The sequence below is a fragment of the Pseudomonas sp. SMV7 genome (assembly GCF_052041995.1).
GTDB lineage: Bacteria > Pseudomonadota > Gammaproteobacteria > Pseudomonadales > Pseudomonadaceae > Aquipseudomonas.
Window position 1 is genome coordinate 1 of the sequence record NZ_JBKGGT010000037.1, and the last position, 15,765, is coordinate 15,765.

The following is a 15,765-nucleotide window of genomic DNA, read 5'->3' on the forward strand; positions in this document are numbered from 1 at the left end:
AGGGCCGCAGAGCGGCCCCCGATTCCAGCCCAAACCCTCAGTCATATCGTTAGACTTTTTCGATCTAGCCGGCCTCCTAAATAGAAGCACCCGCTGTGATAAAGTGGCTCGCTCGAACACGGCCCGCAGGCCGTCCATAAGATCGTTTTTCGTGAGTAGCCATGGTCGACAAACTGACGCACTTGAAACAGCTGGAGGCGGAGAGTATCCACATCATCCGCGAGGTGGCCGCCGAGTTCGACAACCCGGTGATGCTGTACTCGATCGGCAAGGATTCCGCCGTGATGCTGCACCTGGCGCGCAAGGCCTTCTTCCCGGGCAAGCTGCCGTTCCCGGTCATGCATGTCGACACCCAGTGGAAATTCCAGGAGATGTACCGCTTCCGCGACAAGATGGTCGAGGAAATGGGCCTGGAGCTGATCACCCACGTCAACCCGGAAGGTGTGGCGCAGGGTATCAACCCGTTCACCCATGGCAGCTCCAAGCACACCGACATCATGAAGACCCAGGGCCTGAAGCAGGCGCTGGACAAATATGGCTTCGATGCCGCCTTCGGTGGCGCGCGCCGCGACGAAGAGAAGTCGCGGGCCAAGGAGCGCGTGTACTCGTTCCGCGACAGCAAGCACCGCTGGGACCCGAAGAACCAGCGCCCCGAGTTGTGGAACGTGTACAACGGCAAGGTCAACAAGGGCGAGTCGATCCGGGTGTTCCCGCTGTCGAACTGGACCGAGCTGGACATCTGGCAGTATATCTACCTCGAAGGCATACCGATCGTGCCGCTGTACTTCGCCGCCGAGCGTGAGGTCATCGAGAAGAACGGCACCCTGATCATGATCGACGACGAGCGCATCCTCGAGCATCTGACCGATGAAGAGAAGGCGCGCATCGTCAAGAAGAAGGTGCGTTTCCGTACCCTTGGCTGCTACCCGTTGACGGGTGCTGTCGAGTCGCAAGCCGAGACCCTGACGGACATCATCCAGGAAATGCTCCTGACCCGTACGTCCGAACGCCAGGGCCGTGTCATCGACCACGATGGCGCCGGCTCCATGGAAGACAAGAAACGCCAAGGCTACTTCTAATTTCAGGGTTACTCCATGTCGCACCAATCTGATCTGATCAGCGAGGACATCCTCGCCTACCTGGCCCAGCACGAGCGCAAGGAACTGCTGCGTTTCCTGACCTGCGGCAACGTCGACGACGGCAAGAGCACCCTGATCGGGCGCCTGCTGCACGACTCGAAGATGATCTACGAGGACCACCTCGAGGCCATCACCCGTGATTCGAAGAAGGTCGGCACCACCGGCGAAGAGGTCGACCTGGCACTGCTGGTCGACGGCCTGCAGGCCGAGCGCGAGCAGGGCATCACCATCGACGTTGCCTACCGCTACTTCTCCACCGCCAAGCGCAAGTTCATCATCGCCGACACCCCGGGCCACGAGCAGTACACCCGCAACATGGCCACCGGCGCGTCCACCTGCGACCTGGCGATCATCCTGGTCGATGCCCGCTACGGCGTGCAGACCCAGACCCGCCGCCACAGCTACATTGCCTCGCTGCTGGGCATCAAGCACATCGTCGTCGCGGTCAACAAGATGGACCTCAAGGGCTTCGACCAGGGCGTGTTCGAGTCGATCAAGGCCGACTACCTGAAGTTCGCCGAGGCCATCAACCTGGTGCCGAGCAGCCTGCACTTCGTGCCGATGTCGGCGCTCAAGGGCGATAACGTGGTCAACCACAGCGAGCGCTCGCCGTGGTACGCCGGCCCGACGCTGATGGAAATCCTCGAAACCGTCGAGGTCTCGGCCGACCGCAACTTCACCGACCTGCGCTTCCCGGTGCAGTACGTCAACCGCCCGAACCTGAACTTCCGTGGCTTTGCCGGCACCATCGCCAGCGGCGTGGTGCACAAGGGCGACGAAATCGTCGTGCTGCCGTCGGGCAAGAGCAGCCGGGTCAAGTCCATCGTCACCTACGAAGGTGAGCTGGAAAACGCCGGCCCCGGCCAGGCCGTGACCCTGACCATGGAAGACGAGATCGACATCTCCCGTGGCGACCTGCTGGTGCATGCCGACAACGTCCCGCCGGTCACCGACCAGTTCGATGCCATGCTGGTGTGGATGGCCGAGGAGCCGATGCTGCCGGGCAAGAAGTACGACATCAAGCGCGCCACCAGCTACGTGCCGGGCTCGATTGCCAGCATCACCCACAAGGTCGACGTGAACACCCTGGAGCAGGGCGCTGCCAGCGCGCTGCAACTGAACGAGATCGGTCGGGTCAAGGTATCCCTGGACGCCCCGATCGCCCTGGACGGCTACGACAGCAACCGCACCACCGGTGCGTTCATCGTCATCGACCGCCTGACCAACGGCACTGTCGGCGCCGGCATGATCATCGCCCCGCCAGTGCTGCCACACGGCAGCACCGGCCACCACGGCAAGCAGGCCCACGTTTCCACCGAAGAGCGCGCCCTGCGCTTCGGTCAGCAACCCGCGACCGTGCTGTTCAGCGGCTTGTCCGGCGCTGGCAAGAGCACCCTGGCCTATGCCGTGGAGCGCAAGCTGTTCGACATGGGCCGCGCGGTGTACGTACTCGACGGCCAGAACCTGCGCCATGACCTGAACAAGGGCCTGCCGCAGGACCGCGCGGGGCGCACCGAAAACTGGCGTCGCGCCGCCCATGTGGCGCGCCAGTTCAACGAAGCCGGCCTGCTGACCCTGGCTGCGTTCGTGGCCCCGGATGCCGAAGGCCGTGAACAGGCCAAGGCGCTGATCGGCAAGGAGCGCCTGGTGACCGTTTATGTCCAGGCCTCGCCGCTGGCCTGCCGTGAGCGTGACCCGCAGGGCCTGTACGCAGCCGCTGGCGACAACATCCCGGGCGAAAGCTTCCCGTACGATGTGCCGCTGGATGCCGACCTGGTGATCGACACCCAGACCACCAGTGTCGACGAGGGCGTGAAACAGGTGCTGGACGTACTGCGTCAGCGTGGCGCGATCTAAGCGCCAGGCCGCAAGAAAACCCCGCCTCGGCGGGGTTTTTTATTTCATGAAGTCGCGCAAGGCGTTCAGATGTGTTTTTCCGATACTGGAATCACGCGTCGTTCCTTGACCGCCTTGTAGGAAAAACTTGAGTAGATCTCTTTCACCCCGGGCAAGCGCTGCAGGACTTCGCGGGTGAACTCACCGAACGACTCCAGGTCCCGCGCGAGGATTTCCAGCAGGAAGTCGTAGCGCCCGGAAATGTTATGGCAGGCGACGATCTCGGGAATCTCCATCAACCGTCGCTCGAATGCCAGCGCCATTTCCTTGGTGTGCGAATCCATCATGATGCTGACGAACGCGGTCACGCCGAAGCCCAGCGACTTGGGGGACAGGATGGCCTGGTAACCGGTGATATAGCCATTGTCCTCCAGCAACTTCACCCTTCGCCAACAGGGCGAGGTGGTCAGCGCCACCTGGTCGGCCAGTTCGGCAACGGTCAGGCGGGCGTTGTCCTGCAGGGCAGCGAGCAGGGCGCGGTCGGTACGGTCGAGGCTCAAAGGCATTTCTTGCCCTCCTGATCCGGTAATTGTTGTTTTTGTTCCAGCAGGCACGCGGATGCTTGGGCTATTTTGGAAAAAATCGGGCAGCTCGGTGGCATAAGCTTATAGCAAACCACAAGAGGCTGTTGCCATGCGCGACTCCCATAACAACACCGGTTTTTCCACACGAGCCATTCATCATGGCTACGACCCGCTTTCCCACGGCGGCGCCCTGGTGCCGCCGGTGTACCAGACCGCTACCTATGCCTTCCCCACTGTCGAATATGGCGCAGCGTGCTTCGCGGGTGAGGAGGCGGGGCATTTCTACAGCCGCATCTCCAACCCCACCCTGGCCTTGCTGGAGCAGCGCATGGCCTCGCTGGAGGGCGGTGAGGCAGGCTTGGCGCTGGCGTCGGGGATGGGCGCGATTACCTCGACCATCTGGACCTTGCTGCGGCCCGGCGATGAGATGATCGTCGGGCGCACGTTGTATGGCTGCACCTTTGCCTTCTTGCACCACGGCATTGGCGAGTTCGGGGTGAAGATTCGCCATGTCGACCTTAACGATGCCGAGGCGCTTAAAGCGGCAATCAACAGCAAAACGCGAATCATCTATTTCGAAACCCCGGCCAACCCCAATATGCAACTGGTGGACATTGCGGCGGTTGTCGAGGCAGTGCGCGGGCATGATGTGCAGGTGGTGGTCGACAACACCTATTGCACGCCATACCTGCAGCGACCGCTGGAGCTTGGGGCAGATCTGGTGGTGCACTCTGCGACCAAGTACCTCAGTGGTCATGGTGATATCACCGCCGGCTTGGTGGTAGGGCGCAGGGCGTTGGTGGACCGCATTCGTCTGGAAGGGCTGAAAGACATGACTGGGGCGGTACTTTCGCCACATGATGCGGCGCTGCTGATGCGCGGGATAAAGACGCTGGCCCTGCGCATGGATCGTCATTGTGCCAATGCCCAGCGAGTGGCGCAGTTTCTTGCTCGGCAGCCGCAGGTGGAGCTGATCAACTACCCGGGATTGCCGTCGTTCCCGCAGTACGCACTGGCGCAGCGGCAGATGCGTTTGCCGGGCGGCATGATTGCTTTTGAGCTGAAAGGCGGTATTGAGGCCGGGCGCAGGTTCATGAACGCGCTGCAGCTGTTTGCCCGGGCGGTGAGCCTGGGCGATGCCGAGTCGCTGGCGCAGCACCCGGCGAGCATGACCCACTCCAGCTATACGCCGCAGGAGCGGGTGCATCACGGGATTTCGGAGGGGCTGGTGCGCCTGTCGGTGGGGCTGGAGGATGTAGAGGACTTGTTGGCAGATATCGAGCATGCGCTCAAGGCCAGCCACCAGGCTGGCTGAGCTGGCCTTGCGCGGTTGTATTTGTAGGCCTGTACTGCGTCGTTGCTATAGCGTGCGTGGCCTTAGACTTCGTCTGGGTCACTAAGGTAGGCGGCATTTCTTTCGAGGATATTCAGGCGCAACTCAAGGGGGTGCTGACCCTGTTTGCAGATGTAGGTAAACGGCACCCCGTTGAAGGTACGCAGCATAAGCGGATTTTGTCTTCCGGCCGGTGCCAGGCGCACGGTTGCCTGGTCGGCGAGGTCTTCGAAGGCAATGGGTGTATCGTCGCAGTCGAGCAAGTCGAAAAGCGTCGAGTAGGCACCATTGAGCGGCGAGCGGAAGGCACCCACGCAGTCCTCGTCGTGAATGTACAGTGCAAGCCCATAGCGTATTTCTGAACGAACAAACAGCCGGTAGCCGTTTTCTACCCGGCGGAAGTAAAGGGTCAAGGGTGGGAGATCAAGTGTGTCCGATACGTGGCCCAGGTAATGCGACTCGTCTCGTTTGATCGGCTTTTTAACTTGCTCGGTTTTTTTCGTGCTGTCCGATTGGCTGTTCAAATACTGGCGAATAGCAACGTTACGAAACATTCGGCTGGCAAATCCGGCTGTCGCCAGGCCGCCTGCGGTCAGGTTGCCAGGTTCGCTGGGTGAGGTTTTTTCCAGCTCGGTGGGCCCGCCGTGCAACTCGTCGAGGAAGTGCAACGAGCCATCCACGGCCTTGAGGGTGGCAATGAAAGAGCGTTGTCGATAAGTCAGCATAGGTCTACTCCGGGTTGAGGGACTTATGCAGTATCTCGATGGGCCTGAACGGTCGGCAGCAGGAAATGCGGCCTTAGACGGGGTAAGAAGGGCGAAGCCTTGTGTGGGACAGGTTTGTGTGGGGGAAAAACGAGGAGGAGGGAGTGGCCCACTCCTCCCTGGCAATCGATCAACGCTTGAGCCCGTAGCTCTCGTCGAGCATGCCCGGCGAGTTCGGCGCTTTTGGCGCGTAGTCGCGGGGTACTTCGGCAGTGTCTTTTGGCGGCGTCAGGCGGTCACGCGGGCCTTGGCTGCCTTCGGAGTGCAGCGCGGCCAGCAAGCGCTGGCGGGTCAGTTCGTCCAGCGCCAGGGTGTTGGCGCCGTCGGCCAGGTGGTCCTGGACATCCTGGTAGCTCTGGGTCAGCTTCTTGACCAGTACCGCAGTGCTGTTGAAGTGGGTCACCACTTCGTTCTGGTAGCTGTCAAAGCGTTTCTGCATCTCATCCAGCTGGCGCTGGGTGCTGCTCGGCGCGGCATTGGGCAGCAGGCGGGCCACGACGAAACCAACTACCACACCAATGACCAAGGCCAAGGTTGGTAACAACCAAACAAGGAGCGAGAGTTCCACGAGTCCTTCCTCTATAAACGGCTTTGCTTTACGTTAACGGCTCAGACCTGCGCTGTATACCGCGAGCGATCGCAAATCAGAACAGAATTCCTCACCTAGACGAATCGACCCCTTTCGAGGTCACGGAGTAGTGCCTTGCTTGTCCGCGAAACCCCCTTGTTCATCGATGGCCCCAGCGGCCAGCTGGAAGCCTTGTATCTGGAGGTGGCCGATGCCCGTGGTGCGGTGCTGATCTGCCACCCCAACCCGGTCCAGGGCGGCACCATGCTCAACAAGGTGGTCTCGACCCTGCAACGCACCGCCCGCGATGCTGGCTATGTGACCTTGCGCTTCAACTACCGCGGCGTCGGCCAGAGCGCCGGCAGCCACGACATGGGCGCTGGCGAAGTGGCCGATGCCGAGGCGGCCGCGGCCTGGCTGCGCGAAAAACACCCGGGCCTGCCGTTGGTGCTGATGGGCTTTTCGTTCGGCGGTTTCGTCGCTACCAGCCTGGCCGGCCGCCTGGAAGCCGCCGGGGCCGAGCTGCAGCACCTGTTCATGATTGCCCCGGCAGTGATGCGCCTCACTCCGGAGTTCCCGCTGCCGCAGCAGTGCCCGATCACCGTGGTGCAGCCGGACACCGATGAAGTCGTCGCGCCGCAGCTGGTTTACGATTGGTCTGACAGCCTGTCGCGCCCCCATGAGCTGCTGAAAGTGGCAGAATGCGGACACTTCTTCCATGGCAAGCTGACCGATCTGAAGGATCTGCTGCTGCCGCGCCTTTCGAACTGAGCCAAGCCTGAATAAGCGAACACCCATGACCACGCGCATCCTTACCGGTATCACCACCACCGGCACTCCGCACCTGGGCAACTATGCCGGCGCCATCCGCCCGGCCATCCTTGCCAGCCAGCAACCCGGTGTCGACTCGTTCTACTTCCTGGCTGATTACCACGCGCTGATCAAGTGCGACGACCCGTTGCGCATCCAGCGTTCGCGCCTGGAAATCGCCGCCACCTGGCTGGCTGGTGGCCTCGACCCGGACAAGGTGACGTTCTACCGCCAGTCCGACATCCCGGAAATCCCCGAACTGACCTGGCTGCTGACCTGCGTCAGCGCCAAGGGCCTGCTCAACCGCGCGCACGCCTACAAGGCCTCGGTGGACAAGAACCTGGAAAACGGCGAAGACCCGGACGCCGGCGTGACCATGGGCCTGTACAGCTACCCGGTGCTGATGGCCGCCGACATCCTGATGTTCAACGCCAACAAGGTGCCGGTCGGGCGTGACCAGATCCAGCACGTGGAAATGGCCCGTGACATCGGCCAGCGTTTCAACCACCTGTTCGGCCAGGGCAAGGACTTCTTCGCCCTGCCGGAGGCGGTGATCGAGGAGAGCGTGGCGACCCTGCCGGGCCTGGACGGGCGCAAGATGTCCAAGAGCTACGACAACACCATCCCGCTGTTCACCAGTGCCAAGGAAATGAAGGACGCCATTTCGCGCATTGTCACCGACTCGCGTGCACCCGGCGAAGCGAAAGACCCTGACAATGCGCACCTGTTCACCCTGTTCCAGGCCTTCTCGACGCCGGCGCAATGCGCCGAGTTCCGCGAGGAGCTGCTGCAGGGCCTGGGCTGGGGCGAGGCCAAGCAACGCCTGTTCCAGCTGCTGGACGGCCAGCTGGCGGAAAAGCGCGAGTACTACCACCAGCTGATTGCCCGCCCTGCCGACCTGGAAGACATTCTGCTGGCCGGTGCCGCCAAGGCGCGCAAGATCGCCACGCCGTTCCTCGAACAACTGCGCGAAGCCGTTGGCCTGCGTTCGTTCCGTGCCAATGTGCAGGTCAGCACCGAAGTGAAGAAAAAGGCCGCCAGGAGCGCGCGTTTCGTCAGTTTCCGTGATGAAGACGGCAGCTTCCGCTTCCGCCTGCTGGGTGCCGACGGTGAACAGTTGCTGCTGTCGCGCAGCTTCGCCGACGGCAAGAGCGCCGGCGCCGTGAGCAAGCAGTTGCAGCAGGGTGGTGAGGCGGATGTGCGCGTCGAGGGCCTGGGCTTCGGTCTGTGGCTGAATGGTGAACAGGTCGCCGACGGGCCGCAGTTCGACAACGCCGAGGCGCGTGATGCGGCCATCGAAAGCCTGCGTGTAGCCTTGGCGCCACAACCAGACTGATGTGGGAGCGGGCGCGCCCGCGAAACAGGCGCCGCGGTGCATGGCACCGGCTTTGCCGGTGTTCGCGGGCACGCCCGCTCCCACAGACTGATTGCCATTAAGCGGGCCTGTCGCTACAGTGACGGCCCGTTTTTTGTTGCCCCGCTAACGAAATCATGACGCCCCTAGAACGATATCAAGCAGATCTGAAACGTCCCGACTTCTTTCATGACGCGGCGCAGGAAACTGCGGTGCGTCACCTGCAGCGCCTGTACGACGACCTCGTGCACGCGCAGAACAACAAGCCGGGCGTGTTCGGCAAGCTGTTCGGCAGGAAGGAGCAGACACCAGTCAAGGGCCTGTACTTCTGGGGTGGGGTAGGGCGCGGCAAGACCTACCTGGTCGATACCTTCTTCGAGGCGCTGCCGTTCAAGCAGAAGATGCGTACGCACTTCCACCGCTTCATGAAGCGTGTGCACGAGGAAATGAAAACCCTCAAGGGCGAGAAGAACCCGCTGACCATCATTGCCAAGCGCTTCAGCGAAGAAGCCAGGGTGATCTGCTTCGACGAATTCTTCGTCTCGGACATTACCGACGCGATGATCCTCGGCACCCTGATGGAAGAGCTGTTCAAGAACGGCGTATCGCTGGTGGCGACCTCCAACATCGTGCCGGACGGCCTGTACAAGGACGGCCTGCAGCGCGCGCGCTTCCTGCCGGCCATCGCCATGATCAAGCAGTACACCGACGTGGTGAACGTCGACAGCGGGGTCGACTATCGCCTGCGTCACCTGGAGCAGGCCGAACTGTACCACTACCCGCTCGATGAGGCGGCGCACCAGAGCCTGCGCGCCAGCTTCAAGGCATTGACCCCTGAATGCACCCAGGCGGTCGAGAACGACGTGCTGATGATCGAGAATCGTCCGATCCAGGCCTTGCTGACCTGTGACGACGTGGCTTGGTTCGACTTCCGCGCCCTGTGTGACGGCCCGCGTAGCCAGAACGACTACATCGAGCTGGGCAAGATCTTCCATGCCGTGCTGCTGAGCAACGTGGAGCAGATGGGCGTCACTACCGACGACATCGCCCGCCGCTTCATCAACATGGTGGACGAGTTCTACGACCGCAACGTCAAGCTGATCATCTCGGCCGAGGTTGAGCTGAAGGACCTGTATACCGGCGGGCGCCTGGCCTTCGAATTCCAGCGTACCCTGAGCCGGTTGCTGGAGATGCAGTCGCACGAATTCCTGTCTCGCGCGCACAAGCCGTAAGACGCCAGGGGCTGCAAGGCAGCCCCCTGGCTCTCAAGCCTCCTGCATGAACTGCTGCCGATACTGGTTCGGCGACAACTCCGTGTGCTGGCGAAACAGCCGCGCAAAGAAACTGGCATCGTCGTAACCGACCTCGTAGCTGATGGTCTTGATGCTCTTGCGCGTACTCGACAGCAAGCCTTTCGCCGTCTCGATCCGCAGCCGTTGCAGGTAATGCAGCGGCTTGTCGCCGGTCGCTCCCTGGAAGCGGCGCATGAAGTTGCGGATGCTCATGCCATGGTTGCGGGCCACGTCCTCGAAGCGGAACTTGTCGGCGAAGTGCTCTTCCAGCCAGTGCTGGATCTGCAGGATGACCAGGTCCTGATGCAGCTTCTGACCGCCAAAACCCATGCGCCCCGGGGTGTAGTTGCGCTGCACCTCGTAGAGGATGTCGCGGGACACGGCGCGGGCCACGTTGGCGCCGCAGAAGCGTTCGATCAGGTAGATGTACAGGTCGCAGGCCGAAGTGGTGCCGCCGGCGCAATACAGGTTGTCGGCGTCGGTCAGGTGCTTGTCCTGGTTCAGGCGGATCTTCGGGAAACGTTCGGCAAAGCTGTTGAAGAAGCGCCAGTAGGTGGTGGCCTCCTTGCCGTCGAGCAGGCCTGACTCGGCCAGCCAGAACACGCCGCTGGCCTCGGCGCACAGTACTGCGCCACGGGCATGCTGCTCGCGCAGCCATGGCAACACCTGTGGATAACGCTGCAGCAGGTTGTCGAAATCGTCCCAGAAGGCCGGCAGGATGATCACGTCGGCATCGTCCAGGCCACCATCGACCGGCAATTGCACGTTGCTGAAGCTGTCCACGGGCTGGCCGTCCGGGCTCACCAGGCGAATCTCGAACATGGGCTGCAGGCCCAGGCCAAGCTGCTTGCCGTAGCGCAGGCTGGCGAGGTGGAAGAAGTCCTTGGCCTGCATCAAGGTCGAAGCGAACACCTTGTCAATGGCCAGGATGCTGACGCGCCGCAGCGACGCGGAGGGTTGGGTAAACATCATTGTCATTGTTCTTATAGGGTAGAGTGGTCAATCACCGGCTGGATCGTCTTATTTTTTGGCGATGGTGTCCAGCCCGATGCACCGCGCTGGTTCTTCGCGGGCTTACCCGCGAAGAAGGCGGCACAGGGTTACCCTCAAGGTGCCGGGTTCGGCTGCTCCTGGTGAATCGCCTCGATCGCCGCCAGCAGTTCATCGCTCAGCTTCAGCTCCAGGCTGGCCAGGTTGCTGTCCAGTTGCGCCAGGCTGGTCGCGCCGATGATATTGCTGGTCACGAACGGTTGCCGGGTGACGAATGCCAGCGCCATCTGCGCCGGGTCCAGGCCGTGCTCGCGGGCCAGCTGCACATAACGGCTGCAGGCGGCCACGGTCTGCGGGTTGGAGTAGCGGGCAAAGCGGCTGAACAGGGTCAGGCGTGCGTTGGCTGGCCGCACGCCGTTCTCGTACTTGCCCGACAGCATGCCGAAGGCCAGCGGCGAGTAGGCCAGCAGGCCGCACTGCTCGCGGATGGCCACTTCCGCCAGGCCAACTTCGAAGCTGCGGTTGAGCAGGTTGTACGGGTTCTGGATCGACACCGCCCGCGGCCAGCCACGGCTTTCTGCCAGCTGCAGGAATTTCATGGTGCCCCACGGCGTTTCGTTGGACAGCCCGACGTGGCGGATCTTGCCGGCGCGCACCTGCTCATCGAGCACTTCGAGGGTTTCTTCCAGCGGGGTGAAGTGGTCCTGTGGCAGGTGCTGGTAGCCCAGCTTGCCGAAGAAGTTGGTGCTGCGCTCCGGCCAGTGCAGCTGGTACAGGTCGATGCGGTCGGTCTGCAGGCGCTTGAGGCTCTCGTCCAGCGCCGCGACGATGTGCTGGCGGTTGTGCTTGAGCTGGCCGTCGCGAATGTGGCTGATGCCGTTGCCCGGGCCTGCGACCTTGCTGGCCAGCACCCAGTCATCACGATCACCCCTGGTGCGGAACCAGTTGCCGATGATGCGCTCGGTGGCGGCATAGGTCTCGGGGCGGGGCGGCACCGGGTACATCTCGGCGGTGTCGATGAAGTTGACCCCGGCGGCCTTGGCCCGGGCAATCTGCTCGAAGGCCTCGGCCTGGTCGTTCTGTTCACCCCAGGTCATGGTGCCCAGGCACAGGGCGCTGACGTTGAGGTCGGTACGGCCGAGCTGGCGGTATTCCATCGGGTAGACACTCCTTGGCAATGAAAGCTCATCAAAGCAGGTTGAAAAATTTCGCGCAATCTGGATAATTCGGCACCTCTCCGTGTGGCGGAAGTGATGCACCACCACGCAGGAAGAACCCCGTCGAACGTTGGCGTGCCTGACCCGAGCCCCCAAAAGCGTCAGTGTTCGGCTGCGCGCTTGCCCTTGGCAAGCTGTGCACTATCCAGTAAGATTCGCCGTCTATTTTTCGCTGGGCGGCCTCTGAGGCTTTAGAGAATGAAAACTTTTACTGCTAAACCGGAAACAGTAAAGCGCGAGTGGTTCGTAGTCGACGCCGCTGGCCAGACCCTGGGTCGTCTGGCTACCGAAATCGCTAGCCGTCTGCGTGGCAAACACAAGCCAGAATACACCCCTCACGTTGACACCGGCGACTACATCGTCGTTATCAACGCCGAGCAGGTTCGTGTGACTGGTGCCAAGTCTTCCGACAAGATGTACTACTCCCACTCCGGTTTCCCGGGCGGTATCAAGGAAATCAACTTCGAGAAGTTGATCGCCAAGGCCCCTGAGCGTGTTATCGAAACTGCGGTCAAAGGCATGCTGCCGAAGAACCCGCTGGGTCGCGACATGTACCGCAAGCTGAAAGTGTACGCGGGTGCTGCTCACCCACACACTGCTCAGCAGCCTCAAGAACTGAAGATCTAACGGGATAGTTCATTATGTCGGCGACTCAAAACTACGGCACTGGCCGTCGCAAGACCGCAACCGCTCGCGTATTCCTGCGTCCGGGTACTGGTAACATTTCCATCAACAACCGTTCTCTGGACGTGTTCTTCGGTCGTGAAACCGCTCGCATGGTTGTTCGTCAGCCGCTCGAGCTGACCGAAACCGTCGAGAAGTTCGACATCTACGTCACCGTTTCCGGTGGTGGTGTCAGCGGTCAGGCCGGTGCGATCCGTCACGGTATCACCCGCGCCCTGATGGAATACGACGAAACCCTGCGTGGCGCTCTGCGTCGTGCTGGCTACGTCACCCGCGACGCTCGTGAAGTCGAGCGTAAGAAAGTGGGTCTGCGTAAAGCGCGTAAGCGTCCTCAGTACTCCAAGCGTTAATACCGCTTCGGCAGTCGAAAAAAGCCCGGTTCCTTGGAACCGGGCTTTTTTTATGTCTTGAACTAACCTGTCAGCATGTCAGTGACCACTTGTCGCATAGACGCAGATCAAGCAAAGCGCGGGTAGGCGCCCTTGGTCGGGGTAATCACCTTGTCAGTGTGTGGATTTGTTTCTTACCATGGCGGCCAATTTTTAGTGCCACTGACACAACCTAAGTACAGGTCTGGTTCAACAGGCCAAGCAAGCTGATGGGAGAGGACTGAATGAGCAATGACGGCGTCAACGCAGGCCGGCGCCGCTTCCTCGTAGCCGCGACATCCGTAGTCGGGGCGGCGGGGGCAGTGGGGGCTGCGGTACCGTTCGTGGGGTCATGGTTTCCCAGTGCCAAGGCGAAAGCCGCAGGTGCACCGGTGAAGGTCAATATTGCCAAGGTCGAGGCCGGGCAGCAGATGGTGGCCGAGTGGCGGGGACAGCCGGTGTTCATCGTGCGGCGAACGGAGGAAATCCTCGGCAACCTGAAAAAAGTTGCCGGTGATCTCGCTGACCCTGAGTCCAAGGCTTCGGTGCAGCCGACCTACGTCGATCCGCAGGTCCGTTCGATCAAGCCGGAAATCCTCATCCTCGTCGGCTTGTGCACCCACCTCGGCTGCTCACCCACCTTCCGCCCGGAAGTCGCGCCTGCTGACCTCGGCCCGAAATGGGTCGGTGGCTATTTCTGCCCATGCCACGGCTCCCACTACGACCTGGCTGGTCGTGTCTACAAGTCGCAGCCGGCACCTCTCAACCTGCCCGTGCCACCGCACTCTTACGAGTCGGACGAGATCGTCGTCATCGGCGTTGACCAGGAGAACGCATGATGAGCAAGTTCATGGACTGGATTGATGCTCGCTTCCCTGCCACCAAGATGTGGGAAGACCACCTGAGCAAGTATTACGCACCCAAGAACTTCAATTTCCTGTACTTCTTTGGCTCCCTCGCGTTGCTGGTGCTGGTCAACCAGATCGTCACCGGTGTGTGGCTGACCATGAGCTTCACCCCCTCGGCGGAAGAGGCGTTCGCTTCGGTCGAGTACATCATGCGTGACGTGGAATACGGCTGGATCCTGCGCTACCTGCACTCCACCGGTGCCTCGGCGTTCTTCATCGTGGTTTACCTGCACATGTTCCGCGGCCTGCTCTACGGCTCCTACCAGAAGCCGCGCGAGCTGGTATGGCTGTTCGGCATGCTGATCTACCTGGCGTTGATGGCTGAAGCCTTCATGGGCTACCTGCTGCCGTGGGGCCAGATGTCCTACTGGGGCGCCCAGGTGATCATCTCGCTGTTCGGTGCCATCCCGGTGATCGGTGGCGACCTCACCCAGTGGATCCGCGGTGACTACCTGATCTCCGGCATTACCCTGAACCGCTTCTTCGCCCTGCACGTCGTCGCCCTGCCGATCGTGATCCTCGGCCTGGTGGTGTTGCACATTCTTGCCCTGCACGAAGTGGGCTCGAACAACCCGGATGGCGTCGACATCAAGAAGAAGAAAGATGAAAACGGCATCCCGCTGGACGGCATTCCGTTCCACCCCTACTACACCGTCAAGGACATTGTCGGGGTGGTGGTGTTCCTCTTCGTGTTCTGTGCCGTGGTGTTCTTCTTCCCGGAAATGGGTGGCTATTTCCTGGAAAAACCGAACTTCGAGCAGGCCAACGCCTTCAAGACCCCTGAGCACATTGCGCCTGTGTGGTACTTCACGCCGTTCTACGCGATCTTGCGTGCAGTGCCTGACAAGCTGATGGGCGTGATCGCCATGGGGGCAGCGATTGCCGTGCTGTTCGTGCTGCCCTGGCTCGACCGCAGCCCGGTGCGCTCCATGCGCTACAAGGGCTGGATCAGCAAGCTCTTCCTGCTGGTGTTCTGCATCGCCTTCGTCATCCTCGGCGTGCTCGGTGTACTGGCGCCGACGCCTGGGCGTACCTTGCTGTCGCAGGTGTGCACAGTGTTGTACTTCGCCTACTTCCTGCTGATGCCGTTCTATACAAGGCTCGAGAAGACCAAACCGGTTCCGGAAAGGGTGACTGGCTGATGAAAAAGTTGATTGCAGTATTTTTGCTGGCAGTGATGCCTGCCTTTTCCTTCGCGGCCGAAACCGGTGTGGAGCTGGACAAGGTCGACATCGACCTGAGCGACAAGGCCGCCATGCAGGACGGTGCGCGGACCTTCGCCAACTATTGCATGGGTTGCCACAGTGCCAAGTTCCAGCGTTACGAGCGGGTCGCCGATGACCTGGGCATCCCTCACGAACTGATGCTCGAGAAGCTGGTGTTCACCGGTGCCAAGATTGGTGACCACATGCAGATCGGCATGAAGCCCAGTGATGCCAAGACCTGGTTCGGTGCCGCACCGCCTGACCTGACCCTGGTGGCCCGGGTGCGCGGCACCGACTGGTTGTACACCTACCTGCGCAGCTTCTATGAAGACCCGTCGCGGCCGTACGGGGTGAACAACAAGGTGTTCCCGAACGTGGGCATGCCTAACGTGCTGGTCGGCCTGCAAGGAAACCAGGTGATCGGTTGCAAGCAGGTGCAGACCGTGACCGATGGCAAGAAGCAGTTCGACCCGTTGACCGGCAGCCCGATCACCCATGAAGCTTGCGACCAGCTGACCATTACGCCGAATTCCGGTACCCTGACGGCCGAGCAGTTCGACGAGAAGGTCAAGAACCTGGTGACCTTCCTGGCCTATTCGGCCAACCCGGTCAAACTGGAAAGCCAGCGCATCGGTACCTACGTGTTGCTGTACCTGGCTTTCTTCTTCGTATTTGCCTATTTGCTCAAGCGTGAATACTGGAAGGACGTGCAC

General features: G+C 61.3%; 16 protein-coding genes. 11 read left to right on the forward strand and 5 right to left on the reverse strand.

Annotated elements, in window-relative coordinates; translation table 11 throughout:
* The first annotated feature begins 161 nt into the window (after positions 1–161).
* Entirely contained in the window at positions 162–1,079 is a 918-nt protein-coding gene (gene cysD, locus ACLEJP_RS25225; RefSeq protein ID WP_186685362.1) for a sulfate adenylyltransferase subunit CysD, read from the forward strand.
* A 15-nt stretch (positions 1,080–1,094) separates the two neighbouring features.
* Positions 1,095–2,996: a sulfate adenylyltransferase subunit CysN gene (cysN, locus tag ACLEJP_RS25230; protein WP_170032458.1), complete on the forward strand. Its 1,902-nt coding sequence runs from the start codon at positions 1,095–1,097 to the stop codon at positions 2,994–2,996.
* A 65-nt stretch (positions 2,997–3,061) separates the two neighbouring features.
* On the opposite strand, the gene ACLEJP_RS25235 is transcribed toward cysN, so the two are convergent.
* A complete protein-coding gene (locus tag ACLEJP_RS25235; protein ID WP_440810825.1) occupies positions 3,062–3,541 on the reverse strand; it encodes an Lrp/AsnC family transcriptional regulator in 480 nt (159 codons plus the stop codon).
* A gap of 127 nt (positions 3,542–3,668) precedes the next feature.
* Between ACLEJP_RS25235 and ACLEJP_RS25240 the strand changes: the two genes are divergently transcribed.
* Positions 3,669–4,874, forward strand: a complete 1,206-nt coding sequence (locus ACLEJP_RS25240; protein ID WP_440810827.1) for a methionine gamma-lyase — start codon at positions 3,669–3,671, stop codon at positions 4,872–4,874.
* A 62-nt stretch (positions 4,875–4,936) separates the two neighbouring features.
* On the opposite strand, the gene ACLEJP_RS25245 is transcribed toward ACLEJP_RS25240, so the two are convergent.
* Positions 4,937–5,617, reverse strand: coding sequence for a hypothetical protein (locus ACLEJP_RS25245; RefSeq protein ID WP_440810830.1), 681 nt, complete (start codon positions 5,615–5,617; stop codon positions 4,937–4,939).
* Positions 5,618–5,786: 169 nt separating this feature from the next.
* Positions 5,787–6,224, reverse strand: coding sequence for a YhcB family protein (locus tag ACLEJP_RS25250; RefSeq protein WP_391127640.1), 438 nt, complete (start codon positions 6,222–6,224; stop codon positions 5,787–5,789).
* 135 nt (positions 6,225–6,359) lie between these two features.
* Here ACLEJP_RS25250 and ACLEJP_RS25255 point away from each other — a divergent pair, with 135 nt between their 5' ends.
* The 3 genes from ACLEJP_RS25255 to zapE all read left to right on the forward strand — a co-directional run bounded on the left by ACLEJP_RS25255 (position 6,360) and on the right by zapE (position 9,620).
* Complete coding sequence (locus ACLEJP_RS25255) at positions 6,360–6,995, forward strand: alpha/beta hydrolase (protein ID WP_440810832.1); 636 nt, start codon at positions 6,360–6,362, stop codon at positions 6,993–6,995.
* A gap of 25 nt (positions 6,996–7,020) precedes the next feature.
* Positions 7,021–8,370 carry a tryptophan--tRNA ligase gene (locus tag ACLEJP_RS25260; RefSeq protein WP_440810835.1) on the forward strand — a complete coding sequence of 450 codons (1,350 nt, stop codon included), beginning with the start codon at positions 7,021–7,023 and terminating at the stop codon, positions 8,368–8,370.
* A gap of 155 nt (positions 8,371–8,525) precedes the next feature.
* Positions 8,526–9,620, forward strand: a complete 1,095-nt coding sequence (gene zapE / locus ACLEJP_RS25265; RefSeq protein ID WP_289130765.1) for a cell division protein ZapE — start codon at positions 8,526–8,528, stop codon at positions 9,618–9,620.
* Between the two features lie 33 nt (positions 9,621–9,653).
* On the opposite strand, the gene ACLEJP_RS25270 is transcribed toward zapE, so the two are convergent.
* Both ACLEJP_RS25270 and ACLEJP_RS25275 read right to left on the reverse strand, forming a co-directional pair.
* Entirely contained in the window at positions 9,654–10,574 is a 921-nt protein-coding gene (locus tag ACLEJP_RS25270) for a GlxA family transcriptional regulator (protein WP_225780744.1), read from the reverse strand.
* Between the two features lie 212 nt (positions 10,575–10,786).
* Complete coding sequence (locus ACLEJP_RS25275; protein WP_440810838.1) at positions 10,787–11,827, reverse strand: NADP(H)-dependent aldo-keto reductase; 1,041 nt, start codon at positions 11,825–11,827, stop codon at positions 10,787–10,789.
* Positions 11,828–12,085: 258 nt separating this feature from the next.
* Here ACLEJP_RS25275 and rplM point away from each other — a divergent pair, with 258 nt between their 5' ends.
* The 5 genes from rplM to ACLEJP_RS25300 all read left to right on the forward strand — a co-directional run.
* Positions 12,086–12,514 (forward strand): 50S ribosomal protein L13, encoded by a 429-nt coding sequence (gene rplM, locus ACLEJP_RS25280; RefSeq protein ID WP_003260798.1) that lies wholly within the window; start codon positions 12,086–12,088, stop codon positions 12,512–12,514.
* A gap of 14 nt (positions 12,515–12,528) precedes the next feature.
* Entirely contained in the window at positions 12,529–12,921 is a 393-nt protein-coding gene (gene rpsI / locus ACLEJP_RS25285) for a 30S ribosomal protein S9 (RefSeq protein ID WP_003260797.1), read from the forward strand.
* 263 nt (positions 12,922–13,184) lie between these two features.
* Positions 13,185–13,778 (forward strand): ubiquinol-cytochrome c reductase iron-sulfur subunit, encoded by a 594-nt coding sequence (petA, locus tag ACLEJP_RS25290; protein WP_225779171.1) that lies wholly within the window; start codon positions 13,185–13,187, stop codon positions 13,776–13,778.
* The gene (locus ACLEJP_RS25295) at positions 13,778–14,989 is read left to right on the forward strand and encodes a cytochrome b (RefSeq protein WP_170032442.1); all 1,212 of its coding nucleotides are present in this window, start codon (positions 13,778–13,780) and stop codon (positions 14,987–14,989) included. The genes petA and ACLEJP_RS25295 overlap by 1 nt, the downstream gene beginning before the upstream one ends.
* Positions 14,989–15,765 (forward strand): cytochrome c1 (locus tag ACLEJP_RS25300; RefSeq protein ID WP_225779170.1); only part of this gene is annotated, 777 nt, incomplete at its 3' end. The genes ACLEJP_RS25295 and ACLEJP_RS25300, both read left to right, overlap by 1 nt.